This window comes from Pseudomonas izuensis (assembly GCF_009861505.1).
In the GTDB taxonomy this organism is placed as follows: Bacteria; Pseudomonadota; Gammaproteobacteria; order Pseudomonadales; family Pseudomonadaceae; genus Aquipseudomonas; species Aquipseudomonas izuensis.
Map to the genome: position 1 here is coordinate 169,071 of NZ_WTFT01000011.1, position 18,404 is coordinate 187,474.

General features: G+C 60.5%; 17 protein-coding genes. 12 read left to right on the top strand and 5 right to left on the bottom strand.

The genetic code is table 11. The features are described from left to right. Window positions 1–23: 23 nt before the first annotated feature. The 3 genes from GPL81_RS11205 to GPL81_RS11215 all read left to right on the top strand — a co-directional run bounded on the left by GPL81_RS11205 (window position 24) and on the right by GPL81_RS11215 (window position 2,684). Window positions 24–1,301: a flavohemoglobin expression-modulating QEGLA motif protein gene (locus tag GPL81_RS11205; RefSeq protein WP_121103562.1), complete on the top strand. Its 1,278-nt coding sequence runs from the start codon at window positions 24–26 to the stop codon at window positions 1,299–1,301. A 142-nt stretch (window positions 1,302–1,443) separates the two neighbouring features. After that, on the top strand, window positions 1,444–2,358 hold the full coding sequence (locus GPL81_RS11210) for an alpha/beta hydrolase (protein ID WP_160106776.1): 915 nt from the start codon (window positions 1,444–1,446) through the stop codon (window positions 2,356–2,358). Next, window positions 2,355–2,684 (top strand): PA3694 family proteiin, encoded by a 330-nt coding sequence (locus tag GPL81_RS11215; protein ID WP_056856280.1) that lies wholly within the window; start codon window positions 2,355–2,357, stop codon window positions 2,682–2,684. Before GPL81_RS11210 ends, GPL81_RS11215 begins: the two co-directional genes overlap by 4 nt. A gap of 120 nt (window positions 2,685–2,804) precedes the next feature. Here the strand turns inward: GPL81_RS11215 and lptF are convergent, their stop codons facing one another. The 3 genes from lptF to GPL81_RS11230 all read right to left on the bottom strand — a co-directional run bounded on the left by lptF (window position 2,805) and on the right by GPL81_RS11230 (window position 4,725). After that, window positions 2,805–3,602 carry a lipotoxin F family OmpA-related lipoprotein LptF gene (gene lptF, locus GPL81_RS11220; protein ID WP_160106777.1) on the bottom strand — a complete coding sequence of 266 codons (798 nt, stop codon included), beginning with the start codon at window positions 3,600–3,602 and terminating at the stop codon, window positions 2,805–2,807. Window positions 3,603–3,650: 48 nt separating this feature from the next. Continuing rightward, window positions 3,651–4,064, bottom strand: coding sequence for a DUF4398 domain-containing protein (locus tag GPL81_RS11225; protein WP_160106778.1), 414 nt, complete (start codon window positions 4,062–4,064; stop codon window positions 3,651–3,653). A 316-nt stretch (window positions 4,065–4,380) separates the two neighbouring features. Beyond that, on the bottom strand, window positions 4,381–4,725 hold the full coding sequence (locus tag GPL81_RS11230) for a pilin assembly protein (RefSeq protein ID WP_160106779.1): 345 nt from the start codon (window positions 4,723–4,725) through the stop codon (window positions 4,381–4,383). A 200-nt stretch (window positions 4,726–4,925) separates the two neighbouring features. On the opposite strand from GPL81_RS11230, the gene ppc reads away from it, so the two are divergent. The 6 genes from ppc (at window position 4,926) to GPL81_RS11260 (ending at window position 11,551) form a co-directional block, all read left to right on the top strand. Then, window positions 4,926–7,556: a phosphoenolpyruvate carboxylase gene (ppc, locus tag GPL81_RS11235; RefSeq protein ID WP_160106780.1), complete on the top strand. Its 2,631-nt coding sequence runs from the start codon at window positions 4,926–4,928 to the stop codon at window positions 7,554–7,556. A gap of 288 nt (window positions 7,557–7,844) precedes the next feature. Continuing rightward, complete coding sequence (adk, locus tag GPL81_RS11240) at window positions 7,845–8,492, top strand: adenylate kinase (protein ID WP_160106781.1); 648 nt, start codon at window positions 7,845–7,847, stop codon at window positions 8,490–8,492. A gap of 108 nt (window positions 8,493–8,600) precedes the next feature. Then, window positions 8,601–9,275 carry a tRNA (adenosine(37)-N6)-threonylcarbamoyltransferase complex dimerization subunit type 1 TsaB gene (tsaB, locus tag GPL81_RS11245; protein ID WP_160106782.1) on the top strand — a complete coding sequence of 225 codons (675 nt, stop codon included), beginning with the start codon at window positions 8,601–8,603 and terminating at the stop codon, window positions 9,273–9,275. A gap of 257 nt (window positions 9,276–9,532) precedes the next feature. Further along, the gene (locus GPL81_RS11250; RefSeq protein ID WP_096513192.1) at window positions 9,533–9,835 is read left to right on the top strand and encodes a hypothetical protein; all 303 of its coding nucleotides are present in this window, start codon (window positions 9,533–9,535) and stop codon (window positions 9,833–9,835) included. After that, window positions 9,835–10,695, top strand: a complete 861-nt coding sequence (locus GPL81_RS11255; RefSeq protein ID WP_160106783.1) for a DUF72 domain-containing protein — start codon at window positions 9,835–9,837, stop codon at window positions 10,693–10,695. Before GPL81_RS11250 ends, GPL81_RS11255 begins: the two co-directional genes overlap by 1 nt. A gap of 34 nt (window positions 10,696–10,729) precedes the next feature. Then, window positions 10,730–11,551 carry an isocitrate lyase/PEP mutase family protein gene (locus GPL81_RS11260; protein ID WP_160106784.1) on the top strand — a complete coding sequence of 274 codons (822 nt, stop codon included), beginning with the start codon at window positions 10,730–10,732 and terminating at the stop codon, window positions 11,549–11,551. Between the two features lie 3 nt (window positions 11,552–11,554). Here the strand turns inward: GPL81_RS11260 and GPL81_RS11265 are convergent, their stop codons facing one another. Beyond that, entirely contained in the window at window positions 11,555–12,178 is a 624-nt protein-coding gene (locus GPL81_RS11265) for an energy transducer TonB (RefSeq protein ID WP_096513189.1), read from the bottom strand. Window positions 12,179–12,271: 93 nt separating this feature from the next. Between GPL81_RS11265 and GPL81_RS11270 the strand changes: the two genes are divergently transcribed. Continuing rightward, window positions 12,272–13,054 (top strand): class I SAM-dependent methyltransferase, encoded by a 783-nt coding sequence (locus GPL81_RS11270; RefSeq protein WP_121103567.1) that lies wholly within the window; start codon window positions 12,272–12,274, stop codon window positions 13,052–13,054. A 296-nt stretch (window positions 13,055–13,350) separates the two neighbouring features. Here GPL81_RS11270 and GPL81_RS11275 read toward each other — a convergent pair whose 3' ends face one another. After that, window positions 13,351–13,995: a TetR/AcrR family transcriptional regulator gene (locus tag GPL81_RS11275; protein WP_160106785.1), complete on the bottom strand. Its 645-nt coding sequence runs from the start codon at window positions 13,993–13,995 to the stop codon at window positions 13,351–13,353. A 93-nt stretch (window positions 13,996–14,088) separates the two neighbouring features. Between GPL81_RS11275 and GPL81_RS11280 the strand changes: the two genes are divergently transcribed. Continuing rightward, entirely contained in the window at window positions 14,089–15,189 is a 1,101-nt protein-coding gene (locus GPL81_RS11280) for an efflux RND transporter periplasmic adaptor subunit (protein ID WP_160106786.1), read from the top strand. Between the two features lie 6 nt (window positions 15,190–15,195). Next, window positions 15,196–18,261, top strand: a complete 3,066-nt coding sequence (locus GPL81_RS11285; protein WP_160106787.1) for an efflux RND transporter permease subunit — start codon at window positions 15,196–15,198, stop codon at window positions 18,259–18,261. Window positions 18,262–18,404 lie beyond the last annotated feature (143 nt).

Here is an 18,404-nt window from a genome sequence, read left to right on the forward strand (position 1 = left end):
AGCATGTTTTTCAGGAGTTTCCGGTGGACGATTACCAGCAGTCGATACGCATTCTGTCTGATCGCATTGTGCTGGCGCAGACGCCGATCCGCGTCCTCGATGCGGTCAAATGGGACGACACCATCCGCAAAGGTTTCCTCAAGGCCAAAGGCAAGGAAATGCCGGCGGTGGACCGCGACTACTACCTCAACCGGCCGTTGACCTTCGACTCCAGCAAAGTGAAGCTGGAATTCCAGAATATCGAACGTGACATCACCCGCCAGCTCGGTCAGTTCAACCCGGTCGGCCAGATCATGCGCCGCATGTGCAAGGAATACCGGATGGTGGTGCGCATGCTTGAAGCGCGCGGCACCGAGGATTTCGGTCTGATTTCCCAGGAGCTGTACGGTGCCGCCTCCGACGCGTTCCATGCCGGTGACCCGACCCTGTCCGACCTGGGCATGATGTTGTCCGAATACCTGAACAACATCGACGGCCGTGGCGACCTGAAGGATGAACCGAAGACGCTGACCGCCAAGGAGGCCGTCGAGATGCTGCAGCATCGCTTGAACAAGGTGTTTGGCGAAGCCGAGGAAACCATCCGGGTGTTCGAGTCCGACGGGATCGTCGCCGATGCGGCGGCCGGCGCGGACTACATCAAGATCCGCACCGACGCGATGTTCAACCAGCGCGATGTGCGCGCGCTGGAGGTTCATGAAGGGTTGGTGCACGTCGGCACCACCCTCAATGGCCTGAACCAGCCGATCTGCACCTTCCTGGCCAAGGGCCCGCCCTCGTCGACGGTGACCCAGGAAGGCCTGGCGATCCTGATGGAGATCATCACCTTTGCCTCTTATCCCAGTCGTCTGCGCAAACTGACCAACCGCACCCGCGCCATTCACATGGTGGAGGAGGGTGCGGATTTCCTGCAGGTGTTCGAGTTCTTCCGCGAACAAGGCTTCGAGATGCCCGAGAGCTACAGCAACGCCAGCCGCGTGTTCCGCGGCTCGACGCCGACAGGTCTGCCCTTTACCAAAGACTTGTCCTACCTCAAGGGCTTCATCATGATTTACAACTACATTCAACTGGCTGTGCGCAAAGGCAAGCTGGAGCAGATTCCGCTACTGTTTTGCGGCAAGACGACGCTGGAAGACATGCGCACCTTGCGCCAGTTGGTGGACGAAGGAATGGTGGTGCCGCCCAAGTATTTGCCGGAACAGTTCCGCGACATGAACGCGCTGTCGGCATGGATGTGCTTCTCCAACTTCCTCAACCATTTGAGCCTGGACCGGATCGAGGCGGATTACTCCAACATCCTGTGAACAACGTCTCCTGTAGGAGCAAAGCTTGCTCGCGATGACGGCATTACATTCAACAGGTGTATTGCCTGACACACCGCTATCGCGAGCAAGCTTTGCTCCTACAGGTCTAGTGTTACCTCCCACTTTCGCGAGGTTTCAACGGATGAGAATCCTCGGCATCATCTGCCTTCTCCTGGCTTTGAGCGGCTGCAGCTCGCTGCTGTTCTACCCCGAGCCCGGCCAACTGTTCACCCCGGAAAAAGCCAAGCTTGAGTACCGCGACGTCACCCTGACCACCGCCGACGGCGTCAGGCTGCATGGCTGGTGGCTGCCGGCGAAAAAAGGTGTCGAGGTCAAGGGTACGGTGCTGCACCTGCACGGCAACGGCGGCAACTTGCCGATGCATCTGGGCGGTAGCTGGTGGCTGCCCAAGCAAGGCTATCAAGTGCTGCTGGTGGACTATCGCGGCTACGGTCTGTCCGAGGGGGAGCCGAGCCTGCCGGCGATCTACCAGGACATCGACGCGGCGTTCAAATGGCTCGACGAGGCACCCGAGGTCAAAGGCAAACCCTTGATTCTGCTCGGTCAGAGCCTCGGCGGCTCGATGGCCGTGCACTACCTCGTTCAACACCCCGAGCGACAGAAACAACTCAAGGCGCTGGTCCTCGATGGCGTGCCTGCCAGCTATCGCGATGTCGGACGTTTTGCGCTGAGCAATTCCTGGGTGTTCTGGGCGTTCCAGGTGCCCCTGTCGTGGCTGGTGCCGGACGGCGACAGTGCGATCAACTCCATCGCACAGCTCAACGGTGTGCCGAAACTGATCTACCACAGCATCGACGATCCGATCGTGCCCCTTTCCAACGGCATCCGTCTGTATCAAGCTGCGCCGCCGCCGCGTGTGCTGCAACTGACTCGTGGTGGTCACGTGCAGACGTTCGCCGACCCGGTCTGGCGCAAAGTCATGCTGCGTTTTCTCGAAGACCCGCAGCATTTCAACGGCCTGCGCCGCCTGGGTGAAATCCCCAATTACCCGGCACCCCAGAATTCAGAAGATGAACCACCAGAGAGTCCGCAATGAGTGAAGAACGTAACGCCATCCCGCTGATCATCACCGGTATCTGCAGCATCCTCGGCACCGTCGGTGCCCTGTGGTGGTACGGCTACCTGCACTTCGCAAAGCCCGAGGATGCGTTGCTGCTCAACGAATTCACCATGCTCAAAACCGTGCCGGGGGAAGACTACAAAGTCTCCCTGGAGCCGGCAGCGCAAGTGGCGCAGTGCATTGATGGGGTGTTGGTGTTGTTTGATACCGAGCAGAAAGGACTGACCGGGGTGCTGGTCAACGACCGCAAAAAAGCCGTGCGCTGCATGGGGCAGGAAACCCCACAGAAGCTGGAGCAATAAACCAATCCAATGTAGGAGCGAGCTTGCTCGCGATGGCGGTCTGACATTCAACATCTCTGTTGCCTGGCACTCAGCTATCGCGAGCAAGCTCGCTCCTACAGGTTTTTGTGAAACAACGGCTTATTGCGTGTTGGCACTCACCGCCGAACGCGGAATCACCGGTTGATTGTCATTGGAAATCGTCACTTCCACCCGACGGTTCTGCGCGCGTCCCGACACGCTGGCGTTATCCGCCACCGGATACTCCTTGCCGTAACCCTGGGCGACGATGCGCGCCGGATCGACGCCCATCTTCACCAGCGCCGTGCGCACGGAACCAGCGCGACGTTCCGACAATGACTGGTTGTGCGACGCCGTACCGGTGCTGTCGGTATAGCCCTCGACGATCACTTTGCGATCGGGGTTTTCCTGAAGGTATTGCGCCAGTTTGTTGATGTTCATCAGGCCATTGGATTTCAGCTCGGCCTTGTCGGTGGCGAACAGCACGTCACCGAAAGTCACCAGCGTGCCGCGATCAGTCTGCTTGGCGTTGAGACTGGCCTGCAGCTGTTTGATCTGTTGGTCACGGGCATCCAGCCGCGCCTGGGCCCGTTGCGCGGAGGCGTTTTTCAGCTGGGCCTCTGCGGTGCGCAGGGCGATGGTCTGTTTCGCCACTTCCACGCGCTGGTTGGTCAAATACGCAAGCTGATCGACCTTGGCCGGGTCTTCTTTATCCAGATACGCCTTGTCGGCCTTGTCCAGGTAATCGCTGGCTTCCTTGGTTTCCAGTGCCGCGACTTTGCTCGCCTGTGGGTTGGCTTGCAGGCCGCTGTAGTTGGTGCGGGCCTGCTCAAGGTTGGCATTGGGCGGTGTGGAGCAGGCAGCCAATGCAACACTGGCGGCCAACAGGGCAGGGATCATCAAGTGTTTGGAATTCATGGTCTTCGTCCTTTTAGTCGAGTAAAGAAATACGTCGAGCCACGCCGTTTACTGAACGGTGCGCTGGCTTTCCTGACGCAGTTCCTGAACCCCTTGTCGAGAGTCCTTCACAGCCTGTTCGGCTTTCATTGCCTGGGCCTTGCGCTCGGCCACGCGAGCGTCCCATTCAGCCTGTTCGGCGAGGGTTCTGGCCTGGTCGTACTTCTTGTCGTGCATGGCAATTTCGGCTTGTTTGAGCTTGTCCTGGGCCGTCTTCATTTCCACGGCGGCGAATTCGGTACCGCCAGCGCTCACGGCGTTGTTGACCGCTGATTCGGTCACGGCGAACTGTTCGGTGGGTGGGTGGCCGGCACAACCGGCCAGCACGAGACTGCCGCCGATGACCAGGGCAGCCATTTTCAGGTGGTGCAGAGGGGGGAACGAGGATTTGCCTGTGCGGGTGTTCATGATTTTCAACTCCATTGGGCTTACTCCTGAACAACTGAAAATCCATCCTGGGCATGGAGCCGCAACCTTCGTTTTCCGGTGTTTTGAAACGGCCGTCCCAGGCATGGTTACTGGGTTGACCGGGGGCGTTTTTTAAAAGTTCAGAGAAATTGGCGTGGCGTTGGAAAACTGTTGACCGAATGGAGAAGGCTCTGGAGCGGGGAATAAACCCTTGTAGGAGCGAGCCTGCTCGCGATGGTCGTCAACGAAAACGCGTTATTTCGCAATGAACGCGGCGCCGTGAAGTCCATCGCGAGCAGGCTCGCTCCTACAGGTGTATCACAGGAGAAATTCAGTGTTTCTGCTTGTCGTGGCCTGCTGACAAATCGTGCAAATGACGACGGGACAACGCCAGAAAACGCGGAGTCGGGCCGATGTCTTCATACAGCGGATCGCCTTCCTCATCCGTGGCCACCACCGTCGAGCCTTTCACATAGGGGAAGCTTTTTTCCAATTCCTCCAGGGCGGCGCCGATCAGTTCGCCGAGCAGTTCTTCGGGTTGCCGTTTGGGGTACATCTCGATGATCGCCGCCAGGCGTGCGGCAGCTTCAACGTCCAGATGAATCGAGTAGCCAGTGTCAGTCAGGCGACCCTTGGCGTTTTCTTCCCAGTGATGGGCAAGCTCGCGGATTTTCATAATGACCTCATGACACGCCTGCTCGTGGCAGGTCGGAAGATGTCCGGCATAGGCCGGCTTAAGCCGTTGTACGGCTCAATGTTCAGACTAGCTTCTGCCTTGGAGGTGTGAAGACCCTTCGTCGTCTGACTTGTAAGAACCGGCCTGGAGCGGCACTCTTGGGTTTCCTGGCCGCCGGATTCTTTGCTGGAGAACTGCTGATGACCGATATTGATGCACGCTTGCGCGAGGACGTTCACCTGTTGGGTGAGCTGTTGGGCAACACCATTCGTGAACAGTACGGGGACGGCTTCCTCGACAAGATCGAGCAGATCCGCAAAGGTGCCAAGGCTGATCGCCGCGGCTCCATGGACGCCGAGCTGAGCGCCAGCCTCAACCAGTTGACCGAAGACGAGTTGCTGCCGGTGGCGCGGGCGTTCAACCAGTTTCTCAACCTGGCCAACATCGCCGAGCAATATCAGCTGATTCATCGACGGGAAGAGTCGCAGCCGGCACCGTTCGAGTCGCGAGTCCTGCCGGAGCTGCTCGCTCGCCTGCGCGCTGAAGGGCATGGCGCCGAATCATTGGCCCGGCAATTGGGGCGGCTTGAAATCGAGCTTGTTCTCACGGCTCACCCGACCGAAGTCGCGCGCCGCACCTTAATCCAGAAATACGACGCCATCGCCGCGCAACTGGCGGCACTGGATCATCGCGACCTGACTGGCGCCGAGCGCGAGCAGATCAAATCGAAACTGCAACGCCTGATCGCCGAGGCCTGGCACACCGAAGAAATCCGCCGCACACGCCCGACACCGGTTGATGAAGCCAAATGGGGCTTCGCGGTGATCGAGCATTCGCTGTGGCAGGCGATTCCGAATTACATGCGCAAGGCCGATCAGGCTTTATATGCCGCCACCGGCTTGCGCTTGCCGCTGGAAGCCGCGCCGATTCGCTTTGCCTCGTGGATGGGCGGCGACCGCGATGGCAACCCCAACGTCACGGCGTCCGTCACCCGCGAAGTGTTGCTGCTGGCGCGCTGGATGGCGGCCGATCTGTACCTGCGCGATGTCGATCACCTCGCGGCCGATCTGTCGATGCAGCAGGCCAGTGAAGCGCTCAAAGCCAAGGCCGGAGACAGCGCGGAGCCGTATCGTGCGGTACTCAAACAATTGCGCGAGCGCCTGCGCGCCACGCGCAATTGGGCTCATGCAGCGTTGACAACACCCACCCCTGCGCCCGTCGACGTCCTGCAAGACAACCGTGACCTGCTTGATCCGCTGGAGCTGTGCTACCACTCGCTGCATGAGTGCGGCATGGGCGTGATCGCTGACGGCCCATTGCTCGATTGCCTGCGTCGGGCTGTGACGTTTGGCTTGTTCCTGGTGCGTCTGGATGTGCGTCAGGACTCGTCGCGGCACAGCGCGGCCATGACCGAAATCACCGATTACCTGGGCCTCGGTCGCTACGAAGACTGGAGCGAAGAAGAGCGCATCACGTTCCTGACGCGCGAACTGAACAACCGCCGACCCTTGCTGCCGGCCCACTACAAGCCGTCCGCCGATACTGCCGAAGTGTTGGCGACTTGCCGGGAAATCGCCGCTGCGCCCGCGGCGTCCCTCGGTTCGTATGTGATTTCCATGGCCGGTGCCGCTTCCGATGTGCTGGCCGTGCAACTGCTGCTCAAAGAGTCCGGCGTGTTGCGACCGATGCGTGTGGTGCCGTTGTTCGAAACCCTGGCCGACCTCGACAACGCCGGGCCTGTGATCGAAAAGCTGTTGCTGTTGCCGGGCTATCGCTCGCGGCTGCAAGGGCCGCAGGAAGTAATGATCGGCTATTCCGACTCGGCCAAGGATGCCGGCACCACGGCGGCGGCTTGGGCGCAGTATCGGGCGCAGGAGCGTCTGGTGGACATCTGTCGCGAGCAGCAGGTGGAATTGCTGTTGTTCCACGGTCGCGGTGGCACCGTGGGCCGTGGCGGCGGCCCGGCCCACGCGGCGATTCTGTCGCAGCCACCGGGCTCGGTGGCGGGTCGTTTCCGTACCACCGAGCAGGGAGAGATGATTCGATTCAAATTCGGCCTGCCGGACATCGCCGAGCAAAACCTCAATCTGTATTTGGCCGCGGTACTTGAAGCGACCCTGCTGCCACCGCCACCACCAACGCCTGAATGGCGTCATCTGATGGATGAATTGGCCGCCGACGGGGTCAGGGCTTACCGCGCCGTGGTGCGGGAGAATCCGCAATTCGTCGAGTACTTCCGTCAGTCGACCCCGGAACAGGAGCTCGGACGTTTGCCGCTGGGCAGTCGCCCGGCCAAGCGCCGTGCCGGCGGCATCGAAAGCCTGCGGGCGATCCCGTGGATCTTCGGCTGGACCCAAACCCGCCTGATGTTGCCGGCCTGGCTGGGCTGGGAGGCGGCACTGAGCAAGGCGCTGGAACGGGGCGAGGGTGAGTTGCTGGGGCAAATGCGCGAGCAATGGCCGTTCTTCCGTACTCGCATCGATATGCTGGAGATGGTGCTGGCCAAGGCCGACGCTGAAATCGCCCAGTCCTACGACGAGCGTCTGGTCGAGCCGGAACTGTTGCCGTTGGGCGCGCACTTACGCGACCTATTGTCGCAGGCATGCTCGATCGTCCTGGGGATGACCGGTCAGTCGCAGCTACTGGCACATAGCCCAGACACCCTGGAATTCATCCGCTTGCGCAACACCTACCTCGACCCGCTGCATCTATTACAGGCCGAGTTGCTGGCCCGTTCGCGGCAACCGGATGTGGCGCAGGACAGCCCGGTGGAACAGGCGCTGCTGGTGTCTGTAGCGGGGATTGCCGCCGGTTTGCGTAATACCGGCTAAGGTTTTTGCCGTGGGGAAAGGCGTCCGATGTGTGCATCGGACGCCGATGACTGGTCGCTATAAAAGTACGGCCAGGCGACAGTTAATGATGGGGTTGCGACTTGGGGAACCGCGCGCAAAGGTCACAAGACCCTGCGGTTTCTCCGACTTTTGGCGTCTTGTGTGGGCGCAGCCTGCTGTGTATCTTGATCAGCCTTTGGCCGTTTGGGCGGCCACGACCCTATTTTTGAGATTGGCCCCACGAGGCGAATCTGACGTTATCTATATAAAAAATTGAGGAGCACATCGATGCGCGTCATTCTGCTGGGAGCTCCCGGGGCCGGTAAAGGTACTCAGGCACAGTTCATCACCGAAAAATTCGGCATTCCGCAAATCTCCACTGGCGACATGCTGCGGGCAGCGGTCAAGGCCGGCACCGAGCTGGGCATCAAGGCCAAGAGCATCATGGATGCCGGTGGCCTGGTGTCCGATGACCTGATCATCGCCCTGGTCAAGGACCGCATCGCCCAGTCCGACTGCGCCAACGGCTTCCTGTTCGACGGTTTCCCGCGCACCATTCCTCAGGCTGAAGCCCTGGTGACTGCCGGCGTCGAGCTGGATGCAGTGGTCGAGATCGCCGTCGAAGACGAGGAAATCGTCCAGCGTATCGCCGGTCGCCGTGTTCACGAGGCCAGTGGCCGCGTGTACCACATCGTCTACAACCCGCCGAAAGTGGCCGGCAAGGACGACATCACCGGTGAAGAACTGGTACAGCGCAAGGACGACACCGAAGAAACCGTGCGTCATCGCCTGTCGGTCTACCATTCGCAGACCAAGCCGCTGGTGGATTTCTACCAGAAGCTGTCGGCTGCCAATGGCAAGCCAAAGTACAGCCATATCGAAGGCGTCGGTTCGGTCGAAGCAATCACCGCCAAGGTGCTCGCGGCCCTGAGCTGAAAAGACTGATCCGCTGCATCATCAACGGCCCGCTTGCGGGCCGTAGTTGTTTATACTGACGCACTTTTTCTGATCCCTCTTTTTACCAACCCTCTTGTGGATACATCGATGAGCACCTTGCTGGCCCTGGACACCGCGACTGAAGCTTGCTCCGTTGCCTTGCTGCATGACGGCAAAGTGACGAGCCATTACGAGGTGATCCCGCGCCTGCATGCGCAGAAGTTGCTGCCGATGATCCAGCAATTGCTGGCTGACGCCGGCATCACCCTGCAAGCCGTGGACGCCATTGCTTTCGGTCGCGGGCCCGGCGCGTTCACTGGCGTGCGCATCGCTATCGGTGTCGTGCAAGGCCTGGCGTTTGCCCTGGACCGTCCGGTATTGCCGGTGTCGAACCTCGCGGTGCTGGCCCAGCGTGCTTTTCGCGAACACGGCGCCAGCCAGGTCGCGGCCGCCATCGATGCGCGCATGGACGAGGTGTACTGGGGCTGCTACCGCGAGACGGCGGGGGAGATGCGCCTGGTCGGCAAGGAAGCGGTGCTGCCACCGGAAGTGACTGCATTGCCGGCCGATGCCAGCGGCGAATGGTTCGGTGCTGGCACCGGTTGGGGTTATGGCGAACGCATTGCGGTAAGCCTGAGCGGCCAGGATGCGGGCATGCTGCCCCACGCCGAAGACCTGCTGACATTGGCGCGGTTTGCCTGGGCGCGCGGGGAGGCGATCGTGGCGGATGAGGCTCAGCCGGTTTATCTGCGGGACAAGGTGGCGACGCCCAAGGCGCGTTAATCCGAAACCGAGTTGCCCCAATCGCGGGCAAGCCTTGCTCCCACAGGTTTTGTATCGTTCACATAAACGGGTGACGACAAAAAACCTGTGGGAGCAAGGCTTGCCCGCGATAGCAATCTAACTGCCAACGCCAATCGTCGTTTTCTAACCTCGCGTTTTAAACCTTTTGTCTTTTATGTGTTCTAGTTATCACTCGGCGGTTTGCGAAGTGGGTTATGCGCCACTAAACTGCCATCACTGATACCGAGCATGCACTTATGCGTATAGACGGCATTTCCTCTCAGTCCTACCCCATCAAACGCAATCCGCGCAAAGGCCGGGTGGTGGAAGACGAATCCGTCGATATCGAAGGCGAGCTGGAGTTTCCGTCCGAAGAGCAACTGGCCGCTCGTGCCAAAGCCGCTGCGCAACGCCTGAGCAATCTCCCCGCTCGTCAGCAAGACATGCTTTATCACCGCGCCATGAGCAAAAGCGTGGCGATGGCCCTGGCCAGCTACCTCAGCACCGCCGGTTTCGTCGACTGGGAAGCGCAAGTCATGGGTCTTGACCTGTACATCTGATGCTGTTGCCTTACTACCTCGGCTGCCCATCCTGGAGTGAAAACGCCTGGCGCGACTACCTGTATCCGCCAGACGCCAAACCCGCCGAGTTCCTCAACCTCTATTCCCAAGTATTCAACGCCGTGGAAGGCAATACGACCTTCTACGCGAGCCCGGCTGCCAGCACCGTGCAGCGCTGGGCGCAAACCCTTCCCGAACACTTTCGCTTTACTGCGAAGTTTCCCGGCGACATCAGCCATGGCGGTGACCTGCGCGAACAACTGACCGCTGCCGAGACCTTCACTCAATTGCTCAGCCCCCTCGGCGAGCGGGTGTCGCCGCTGTGGTTGCAGTTGTCGAAAAGTTTTACGCCGCAGCGCTTGCCCGAGCTGGCGGGATTCATCGATGCCTTGCAGCGACCCTTGGCGGTGGAAGTGCGGCATGACGACTTCTTTGCCAGGGGCGACAGTGAACGGCTGCTCAATCGCCTGTTGCTGGATCGCGGTGTCGAGCGCATTTGCCTTGATCCGCGCGCGCTGTTCAGCTGCACCTCGACCGATCCTTCAGTGCTCCACGCCCAATCGAAAAAGCCCAGGGTCCCGCCGCGCCCGGCAGCGTTCACCCAGTTCCCTCAGGTGCGCTTCATCGGCCATCCGCAGCTCGAAGCGAACGACCCGTTTCTGCTGCCGTGGGTGGAGAAAATCGCCCTGTGGATCGAAGAGGGCCGCACGCCATACATCTTCCTGCACACCGCCGACAACGTGCTGGCGGCGAAACTGGCGCAGCGTTTCCACGGGAAGTTGATGGCGCGTTTGCCTGGCTTGCCGGCGCTGCCTGAGCTATACAGAGAGCCCGCCGCCGAGCAACTTGGCCTGCTCTGAAGGCGGATTCATTCCCCTTTTCAGGAGCCTGCCAATGGATGCGCAAACCCTTCGAGCCCAAGCGTTCAAAGCCTTGCACGAACGCGACGGGGCTTTTGTGATTCCCAACCCTTGGGATGCCGGCTCGGCAAAAATGCTCGCCAGCCTGGGCTTCGAGGCGCTAGCAACCACCAGTGCCGGTTTCGCTTTTTCCCAAGGGCGCCCTGATGGCGGACTGACCCTGGACGACACCCTGGCCAACGTTCGGGCGATTGTCGCCGCCACCGACTTGCCGGTGGCGGTCGATCTGGAAAACGGTTTTGCCGATGATCCTGTCGAATGCGCCCAAAGCATTCTGCGTGCCGCTGCCGAAGGGGCAGTGGGTGGTTCGATCGAAGACGCCACTGGGCGCGAAGGCGCTCCGATCTATTGCTTCGAACATGCCGTCGCGCGTATCGAGGCTGCCGTCGCGGCAGCTCGTAGCCTGCCTTTCCCGTTCACGCTGACTGCCCGGGCCGAGAACTTTCTGCATGGCAATCCGGATCTCGATGACACGATTCGCCGCTTGCAGGCCTTTGCCGAGGCCGGTGCCGATGTGCTTTATGCGCCGGGGCTGCGCAACGCTGAAGAGGTACTGGCGGTGGTCCGCGCCGTGGCGCCGAAGCCGGTCAACGTGTTGATGTCCGGCGGCTTGAAACTGACGGTCCAGGAACTGAGCGAAATGGGCGTCAAGCGCATCAGTGTCGGCTCGGCGCTGGCCCTGGCGGCGCTGGGCGAGTTCTACCGCGCTGCCGAAGAGATCAAGACGTCGGGCACCTTCGGGTTCACGTCGCGGTCCATGCCGTACGCCAAGGCCAATCAGTTTTTCAAAGGCTGACCGTCAGGCGGCGAGGCGCAGGTTCTGCAGGATGATCGGACGCGCCCAGCCGTTATCGAAATCGAGTTGTTTTTGTTGCTCCACCAGTTCTTCCGGCGAGAACGGCGGGAAGGGCTTGTCCAGCAGATCGAGTTCGAACTCGGCGATCGGCAGGTGCAACGGACGCGGTTGCGGCGCCGGGCCGGCTTCCGGCAATGGCTGGCCGGCGGTCAACACGATCGGGCGCACCCAGCCGCTTTCGAAGTCCTGCTGTTTTTGCTGGGCGACGATTTCTTCCGGCGGGAACGGTGGGAACGGCTTGTCGGCCAGGTCCATTTCGAACTCGGCAATCGGCAGGAACAGCGGTTCGGGTGGGCGAACCTCGTTGTCCTTTACGTCGCATTCGCGCTGGGAAACGATGTGCGCCAGCAGGTCGCTGCCAACAGTAGGTTCGACGGGGCTTTCGAGATCGACCGGTGGAAAATTGAGCGATGGCGGCAGTACATCCTCACCCGACTGTTCAGCCAGCGCACGGGCAAAGAAATCCTGCCAGATGTGGCTGACGCCGCTCAGTGCCTGGGTGTTTCGCAGGTTGTAGTCGCCATAGGGCGAGATAAAACCTGTGATGGTGGGTTGAATGTCTGACATTTCTCTCGGTCGACGCTCAGCTCTGGCAAAATGCTCGATAGTTTTGTTATCGGCCGTTTTTGCCGATCATTAATTTTTTGAGCATTTTTTCCCATGATTGAGCAACCGGCGGCGTGCCGCATCCATGTCGAAGCCTTGGGCGCGACCTTTCAGCCACAGGCCGAGCACTGGGCCGAGCGCCTGGGCCTGCCGTTGCAGGTGGATAACGGTGAGTTCGCGTTGCAGGTGGGCGAGCAGGGCTTGCAGCTGCAGCAGCTCGGCGCGGACGCGCCTGGCCCGGTGCGGGTGGACTTCGTCGAGGGTGGCGCGGCCCATCGCCGGTTGTACGGCGGCGGCAGCGGGCAGATGATCGCCAAGGCCGTTGGCATCGCTCAGGGCGTGCGTCCGCGAGTGCTGGATGCCACGGCCGGGCTGGGCAAGGATGCGTTCGTGCTGGCCAGCCTGGGCTGCGAGATGAGCCTGATCGAGCGCCAGCCGTTGATTGGGGCATTGCTTGAGGATGGTCTGGCCCGTGGCGCTGAAGATTTCGACGTGGCGCCGATCGTGGCGCGCATGCGCTTGCTCAAGGGCAATTCGATCGAGGTGATGCGCAATTGGGAGGGCGAGCCGCCGCAAGTGATCTACCTCGACCCGATGTTTCCGCACCGTGAGAAAACCGCATTGGTGAAGAAGGAAATGCGCCTGTTCCGGCCGCTGGTGGGCGATGATCCCGATGCGCCGGCCTTGCTCCAGGCCGCATTGGCTTTGGCCACCCACCGGGTCGTAGTCAAGCGCCCGCGCAAGGCACCGTGCATCGAAGGGCCCAAGCCGAGTCATGCGCTGGATGGCAAGTCGAGCCGGTATGACATTTATCCTAAAAAAGCGCTCAAGGCTTAAGACCGGGTTGCCCAATCGCGAGCAAGCTTTGCTCCCACAGGGTTTGAGGCGTTCACAAACATTGAACCCTGCACAAAACCTGTGGGAGTTGCCCCAATCGCGAGCAAGCTTTGCTCCCACAGGGTTTGAGGCGTTCACAAACATTGAGCCCTGCACAAAACCTGTGGGAGTTGCCCCAATCGCGAGCAAGCTTTGCTCCCACAGGGTTTGAGGCGTAAACAAACATTGAACCCTACACAAAACCTGTGGGAGCAAGGCTTGCCCGCGATGGCGTCAGCCCTGACGCCACAAATACCTCAGGCTGACTCCGGCCGATAAGCCCGCATAAACAACTCCACAACCTCCCGCACATGGCTCTCAGCCGCTTCCCCGGTCAACGGCTCGCCACAGCCATACAACAACCGGAAATTCGCCGCGCCCTTGAGCAGGCAGAAGAAATGCTCCGCTGCATTACGCGGTTTATCGATGCTCAGCGCGCCACTCTGATCCACCTTGCTCAGCAGTCGCTCCATGCCGTGCAGCATGCGTTCGGGACCTGCCTCGAAGAAGATCAGCGAGAGCTTCGGGTCCTGGCTGCCCAGGGTCATGATCAAGCGGTGCAGGTTCACCGATTCGTCGCTGTTGATCAGATGATGAAAGCCGCGGGCAATATTCAGCAGCACGGTTTCCACTGCCACGCCTTCCGGCAGTTCAAAAAACAGAGGCGGCAATTGCTCCTCGCACTTGGCCACCACGGCCGCGGAGAACAGCGTCTCCTTGTCGTTGAAGTGGCTGTAGACCGTGAGCTTCGATACTCCGGCCTGCGCGGCGACAGCATCCATGCTGGTGTTGGCATATCCCTTGGTCAAAAACAGCGTCTTCGCCGCGTCGAGGATCGCCTGGCGCTTGGCCAGATCCTTGGGGCGGCCAGGGCCGTTGGGTGCTGAAAGATTGTTCGGCATATGCGCTTTTATTACTGGACTGGTGAGTTTGCTATTAATAACATACCGGTCAGTATAATTATTCCAAGCACCATTAGCGAAAGGTCCTTCACCATGTTCCGCTATGCCTTGCCCCTCGCGTTGCCAGTCACCCTGGCGCTTTTTTTGACGGCGTGTGGTCACGAAGAGGCGCCCCAAACCAGCGTTCGCCCGGCCATGGTGGTTCAGCCAGAGCCTTCGGCTCAGGTGATGGAAAGCTATCCCGGCGAAGTCCGCGCCCGCTATGAGCCGGACCTGGCGTTCCGCATCGGCGGCAAAGTCAGCCGACGACTGGTCGAAGAAGGGCAGCGGGTCAAGGCCGATCAACCCCTGGCGGAACTCGATCCGCAAGATGTGCGCCTGCAACTGGAGGCCACCCGTGCCCAGGTCGCGGCTGCCGAGGCCAATCTAAATATGGTGCGCGCTGAGCGTGATCGCTATAAAACGTTGATGGAACGTCAGTTGGTCAGCCGTTCGCAGTACGACAATGCGGAAAACCTCTACCGCTCCGGCGAAGCGCGTCTCAAACAGATCAAGGCCGAATTCAACGTCTCGAACAACCAGGCCAGCTACGCCGTATTGCGTGCACCACAGGATGGTGTCGTGGCCAAACGAGCGCTGGAAGTCGGGCAAGTCGTGGCCGCCGGGCAAACGGTATTCACCCTCGCCACCGATGGCGAACGCGAAGTATTGATCAGCCTGCCGGAACAGAGCTTCGGCCGCTTCAAGGTCGGTCAACCGGTGTCGGTGGAACTGTGGACGCAACCGGATCAGCGCTTCGCCGGGCACATCCGCGAGCTGTCGCCATCCGCCGATCCGAAGTCCCGCACCTTCGCTGCCCGCATCGCATTTGCCGGTGGCAAGGTCCCTGCCGAGCTGGGCCAGAGCGCCCGGGTGTTCGTGCAAACTGCCGAGGCCGTCCCGCTGGCGGTGCCGCTGTCTGCACTGACCGCGGAAAATGGCGTGACTTACGTCTGGGTCGTCAGCGCCAACAACACCCTGAAGAAAACCCCGGTGCGGGTCGGTGCCTTCGGTGAGAAAACCGTCCCGGTGCTCGAAGGTCTCAACGCCAGCGACTGGGTAGTGGCCGCCGGCGTCCATGTGCTTCTGGACGGGCAGCAGGTGCGCCCGGTGGATCGCTCCAACCGCGTGGTCAATCTGGCGGACAAGGAGTAATCCCCGATGGGCTTCAATCTTTCCGAATGGGCGCTGCGTAATCGCCAGATCGTCCTGTTCCTGATGCTGTTGCTGGCCATCGTCGGCGCGCTGTCCTACACCAAGCTCGGCCAGAGCGAAGATCCGCCGTTTACCTTCAAGGCCATGGTGGTCCGTACCAACTGGCCAGGCGCCACGGCACAAGAGGTCTCGCGCCAGGTCACCGAACGCATCGAAAAGAAGCTGATGGAAACCGGCGAGTACGAACGCATCGTGTCGTTCTCCCGCCCCGGTGAGTCACAGGTGACGTTCATTGCCCGCGACTCCATGCACTCGGTAGAGATTCCCGAGCTCTGGTATCAGGTGCGCAAGAAGGTCAGCGACATTCGCCACACCTTGCCGCCGGGCATTCAGGGGCCGTTCTTCAACGATGAGTTCGGCACCACGTTCGGCAATATCTACGCCTTGACCGGTGACGGCTTCGATTACGCGGTACTCAAGGATTACGCCGACCGCATCCAGATCCAGCTGCAACGGGTCAAGGACGTGGGCAAGGTCGACCTGCTCGGCCTGCAGGATGAAAAAATCTGGATCGAGCTGTCCAACGTCAAGCTCGCCACCCTGGGTTTGCCATTGGCGGCGGTGCAGCAGGCGCTTGAAGAACAGAATGCCGTGTCCACCGCCGGCTTCTTCGAAACCAGCAGTGAGCGATTGCAGCTACGGGTCTCGGGGAATTTTCAGACCGTCGATGAGATAAAAAACTTTCCGATTCGGGTTGGAGATCGCACTTTCCGAATCTCTGATGTGGCCGACGTGCGCCGTGGCTTCAACGATCCACCGGCGCCGCGCATGCGTTTCATGGCGCAGGACGCTATCGGTCTGGCCGTGGCCATGAAGGACGGTGGTGACATTCTGGTGTTGGGCAAGGCTCTGGAAGTCGAGTTCGCCCGTATCCAGAAAAACCTCCCGGCCGGCATGCAACTGCGCAAGGTTTCCGATCAACCGGCGGCGGTGAAAACCGGTGTCGGCGAGTTCGTCCAGGTTCTGGTGGAAGCCCTGGCCATCGTGTTGCTGGTGAGCTTCTTCTCCCTTGGCGTGCGCACCGGCATGGTGGTCGCTTTGGCAATCCCGCTGGTGTTGGCCATGACCTTCGCCACCATGTACTACCTCGGCATCGGCCTGCACAAGATATCCCTCGGCGCGTTGGTGCTGGCGCTGGGTTTGCTGGTGGACGATGCGATCATCGCCGTGGAAATGATGGCGATCAAAATGGAGCAGGGCTTCGACCGGATCAAGGCGGCGAGCTATGCCTGGACCAGCACCGCGTTCCCGATGCTCACCGGTACGTTGATTACCGCGGCCGGGTTCCTGCCGATCGCCACCGCGCAATCGGGCACCGGCGAATACACCCGCTCGATCTTCCAGGTGGTGACCATCGCGCTGCTGGCATCGTGGGTAGCAGCGGTGGTTTTCGTGCCGTACCTCGGGGAAAAGCTCTTGCCGGACCTGGCGAAAATTCACGCGGCCAAACACGGTACTGACCAACCCGATCCCTACGGCACACCGTTTTATCAGCGGGTGCGGCGCCTGGTGGAGTGGTGTGTGCGTCGGCGCAAGACCGTGATCGCGGCGACGGTGATTTTGTTCATTGCTTCGGTGGTCCTGTTCCGCTTTGTGCCGCAGCAATTTTTCCCGGCGTCGGGCCGACTGGAATTGATGGTCGATCTGAAACTGGCCGAAGGCGCTTCCCTGAGCAACACCGCCGAGGAGGTCAAGCGCCTCGAAGCGTTGCTCAAGGACAAGGCCGGGATCGACAATTATGTGGCCTATGTGGGCACCGGTTCGCCGCGTTTTTACCTGCCACTGGATCAGCAACTTCCCGCTGCGAGTTTCGCCCAGTTTGTCGTGCTGGCGAAAACCATCGAGGAGCGCGAAACCCTGCGTACCTGGTTGATCGCTACCCTCAACGAACAATTCCCGGCCCTGCGTTCGCGGGTCACGCGCCTGGAAAACGGCCCGCCGGTTGGCTATCCGGTGCAGTTCCGGGTGACCGGCGAGCACATTGAGGAGGTCCGTGCGCTGGCACGCAAGGTGGCGGCCAAGGTTCGCGAAAATCCTCATGTGGTTAACGTGCATTTGGACTGGGAAGAGCCGAGCAAAGTCGTTTACCTCAACGTCGATCAGGACCGCGCGCGGGCACTTGGCGTGAGCACGGCGAACCTGTCGAGATTCCTGCAAAGCTCGCTGACCGGTTCCAGTGTCAGCCAGTATCGTGAAGACAATGAGTTGATCGAGATCCTGCTGCGCGGCACCTTGCATGAGCGCACCGAGCTGTCGTTGCTGCCAAGCCTGGCGGTGCCGACCGACAACGGTCGCAGCGTGGCCCTGTCGCAAATCGCGACCCTGGAATACGGCTTTGAAGAAGGGGTGATCTGGCACCGTAACCGCCTGCCCAACGTGACCGTGCGCGCCGACATCTATGGCAAGGAGCAACCGGCGACGCTGGTGCAGCAAATCATGCCGACCCTCGACCCGATCCGTGCCGAATTGCCGGACGGCTATTTGCTGGATGTCGGCGGCACCGTGGAAGACTCCGCGCGCGGGCAGAACTCGGTGAAGGCCGGTGTGCCGCTGTTCATCGTGGTCGTACTGACGTTGTTGATGTTGCAACTGCGCAGTTTCTCACGCACGGCGATGGTGTTTCTGACGGCGCCACTGGGGTTGATCGGCGTGACGCTGTTCCTGATGGTGTTCCGCCAGCCGTTTGGTTTCGTGGCCATGCTCGGGACTATCGCGTTGTCGGGGATGATCATGCGTAACTCGGTGATTCTGGTGGATCAGATCGAGCAGGACATCGCGGCCGGGTTGAAGCCGTGGCAGGCGATCATCGAAGCCACGGTGCGGCGGTTCAGGCCGATTGTGCTGACGGCGCTGGCGGCGGTTCTGGCGATGATTCCGTTGTCGCGCAGTGTGTTTTTCGGGCCGATGGCGGTGGCGATCATGGGGGGGTTGATTGTAGCTACGGCGTTGACGCTGCTGTTTTTGCCTGCCCTTTATGCCGCCTGGTTTCGGGTTCGCAAAGAGTCGGTTTGATAGTTTGACCTTGGCGGCCTTCGGGCCGACCAAACTCTTGATTGATTGAGTACATATCCGTTCCTTCGGTAACGGCGGCTGGCGGTTTCGCTCTTACAGCGAGTCACTTGGAAGAGCCCCAAGTAACCAAGGGCTCTTGCCCC

What these genes read in the sequence shown, in the direction of transcription:
- GPL81_RS11215 (WP_056856280.1), top strand. Translation starts at nt 2,355, where the DNA reads ATGAGTGAAGAACGTAACGCCATCCCGCTGATCATCACCGGTATCTGC.
- GPL81_RS11210 (WP_160106776.1), top strand. Translation starts at nt 1,444, where the DNA reads ATGAGAATCCTCGGCATCATCTGCCTTCTCCTGGCTTTGAGCGGCTGC.
- GPL81_RS11230 (WP_160106779.1), bottom strand. Translation starts at nt 4,725, where the DNA reads ATGAAAATCCGCGAGCTTGCCCATCACTGGGAAGAAAACGCCAAGGGT.
- GPL81_RS11265 (WP_096513189.1), bottom strand. Translation starts at nt 12,178, where the DNA reads ATGTCAGACATTCAACCCACCATCACAGGTTTTATCTCGCCCTATGGC.
- GPL81_RS11225 (WP_160106778.1), bottom strand. Translation starts at nt 4,064, where the DNA reads ATGGAGTTGAAAATCATGAACACCCGCACAGGCAAATCCTCGTTCCCC.
- GPL81_RS11275 (WP_160106785.1), bottom strand. Translation starts at nt 13,995, where the DNA reads ATGCCGAACAATCTTTCAGCACCCAACGGCCCTGGCCGCCCCAAGGAT.
- GPL81_RS11280 (WP_160106786.1), top strand. Translation starts at nt 14,089, where the DNA reads ATGTTCCGCTATGCCTTGCCCCTCGCGTTGCCAGTCACCCTGGCGCTT.
- GPL81_RS11260 (WP_160106784.1), top strand. Translation starts at nt 10,730, where the DNA reads ATGGATGCGCAAACCCTTCGAGCCCAAGCGTTCAAAGCCTTGCACGAA.
- tsaB (WP_160106782.1), top strand. Translation starts at nt 8,601, where the DNA reads ATGAGCACCTTGCTGGCCCTGGACACCGCGACTGAAGCTTGCTCCGTT.
- GPL81_RS11250 (WP_096513192.1), top strand. Translation starts at nt 9,533, where the DNA reads ATGCGTATAGACGGCATTTCCTCTCAGTCCTACCCCATCAAACGCAAT.
- GPL81_RS11285 (WP_160106787.1), top strand. Translation starts at nt 15,196, where the DNA reads ATGGGCTTCAATCTTTCCGAATGGGCGCTGCGTAATCGCCAGATCGTC.
- GPL81_RS11270 (WP_121103567.1), top strand. Translation starts at nt 12,272, where the DNA reads ATGATTGAGCAACCGGCGGCGTGCCGCATCCATGTCGAAGCCTTGGGC.
- adk (WP_160106781.1), top strand. Translation starts at nt 7,845, where the DNA reads ATGCGCGTCATTCTGCTGGGAGCTCCCGGGGCCGGTAAAGGTACTCAG.
- lptF (WP_160106777.1), bottom strand. Translation starts at nt 3,602, where the DNA reads ATGAATTCCAAACACTTGATGATCCCTGCCCTGTTGGCCGCCAGTGTT.
- ppc (WP_160106780.1), top strand. Translation starts at nt 4,926, where the DNA reads ATGACCGATATTGATGCACGCTTGCGCGAGGACGTTCACCTGTTGGGT.
- GPL81_RS11255 (WP_160106783.1), top strand. Translation starts at nt 9,835, where the DNA reads ATGCTGTTGCCTTACTACCTCGGCTGCCCATCCTGGAGTGAAAACGCC.